1 protein-coding gene and 1 pseudogene are annotated in these 1,918 nt (G+C 59.4%); one reads left to right on the forward strand and one right to left on the reverse strand.

Translation table 11 applies throughout. From position 1 onward, the window contains the following. A pseudogene (locus OQK_RS00365) lies at nt 1-535 on the reverse strand (haloacid dehalogenase-like hydrolase); the annotation flags it as partial. A gap of 239 nt (nt 536-774) precedes the next feature. On the opposite strand from OQK_RS00365, the gene OQK_RS00370 reads away from it, so the two are divergent. Then, a partial coding sequence (locus tag OQK_RS00370; RefSeq protein WP_016770615.1) for an L-cystine transporter occupies nt 775-1,918 on the forward strand: 1,144 nt, incomplete at its 3' end.

A 1,918-nucleotide genomic window follows, 5' to 3' on the forward strand; every position in this document is an offset into this window, starting at 1 on the left:
CCATCAGCTTGTTGTACAGCTCCTGCTGGCCAGTGAAGATCTTCGGCGGATTGACATCGAGCTTCTTCACCACATCGCCTTCGTAATACGTCGCCGGCACCGGTTTGCCCGAAGCCATCAGTTCGTCAACGTAGCCCTTGAGCTCCTTGAGGGTGAAGCCGGAGAACACCTGCGCCACCCATGGGTAGCAGACCATGTCGTCGACTTCGCAGAGCCGGTAGTAATAACTGAACAGGCTTTCCTTGTGCTCGGCGGTGTCCTTGAAGGGCATCAGTTTCAGCGAGGGGTCGAGCTTGTCGCGGGTGATCAGGCCCTTGTTTTCCATGAACGGCAGCAAGGATTCTTCGAGGTCGTAGCGGTAACTGGTGTTGTCCATATCGAACACCGCGTAATTACCCTTGTTGGCGTTGGCAGCGATCATCGCGTCCAGCGCCTTGGCCTGATCTGCCGGCCAATGCTTGAGATCCGTGGCCAATGCATGGCCGGCGAGGCCAGCCGCCAGTGCCACAGCCAACAACGTGCGTGCAATTCTCATAGCGCTACTCCCCGATGCAAAGAGTTCGACGCTAACAAATCAGTGTGACAACCCTCGCCTGTCAGCGACCGCTGACGTCCCCTGCGCGTCAGTTGCATTGCCGACAGCGACACGCGCTTATTCCAAAAACGACGGATGCCCTGCCATTTCGGTATTAAATCATTGCAAATCAAGCTGTTAGGCTTGCCGGTTCGCAGCAGCCCCGGATGGCTGTTGGCACAGTCTTTACTGGAGTTCCCATGAATCTACCGCTGATTCTCAACCTGCTGGTGTTCCTCGCCCTGCTCTTCGGTCTGGCGCAAACCCGCCACACCACTTGGAGCCTGGCGAAAAAAGTCCTGCTCGCACTGGTCCTCGGCGTGGCGTTCGGCGTTGCCCTGCACACGATTTACGGTGCCGGCAACCCGGTGCTGAAAGCCTCGATCGGCTGGTTCGACCTGGTCGGCAACGGTTACGTGCAGTTGCTGCAAATGATCGTTATCCCGCTGGTGTTTGCTTCGATCCTCAGCGCCGTGGCACGCCTGCACAACGCTTCGTCGCTGGGCAAAATCAGTTTCCTGACCATCGGCACGCTGCTGTTCACCACCGCCATCGCGGCGTTGATCGGCATCGGCCTGACCAACCTGTTCGGCCTCAGCGCTGAAGGTCTGGTTGCCGGCACCCAGGAAATGGCGCGCCTGCAAACCATTCAGAACGACTACGCCGGCAAGGTTGCCGACCTGAATGTGCCGCAATTGCTGCTGTCGTTCATTCCGCAGAACCCGTTCGCCGACCTGGCCCGGGCCAAGCCGACCTCGATCATCAGCGTAGTGATCTTCGCCGCGTTCCTTGGGGTTGCTGCGTTGCAGCTGCTCAAGGATGACGTGGAAAAAGGTCAGAAAGTGATCAACGCCATCGACACCCTGCAAGCCTGGGTGATGCGTCTGGTGCGTCTGGTGATGAAGCTGACCCCGTACGGTGTGCTGGCGCTGATGACCAAAGTGGTCGCCGGTTCCAACCTGCAGGACATCATCAAGCTCGGCAGTTTCGTCGTGGTCTCGTATATCGGCCTGGGCCTGATGTTCGTCGTGCACGGCGTGCTGGTGTCGGCCGCCGGGATCAACCCGCTGCGCTTCTTCCGCAAGATCTGGCCGGTGCTGACCTTCGCCTTCACCAGCCGCTCCAGCGCAGCGACCATTCCGTTGAGCATCGAAGCGCAGACCCGTCGTCTGGGCATTCCTTCGTCGGTCGCCAGTTTCGCTGCGTCGTTCGGCGCGACGATTGGCCAGAACGGTTGCGCCGGTCTCTATCCGGCAATGTTGGCAGTGGTGGTGGCACCAACGGTCGGCATCAACCCGCTGGATCCGTTGTGGATCGCGACGCTGGTGGCGATTGGTCGACGTT

Origin of the sequence: Pseudomonas sp. R62 (genome assembly GCF_000257605.1) — a bacterium.
Taxonomy (GTDB): domain Bacteria; phylum Pseudomonadota; class Gammaproteobacteria; order Pseudomonadales; family Pseudomonadaceae; genus Aquipseudomonas; species Aquipseudomonas atacamensis.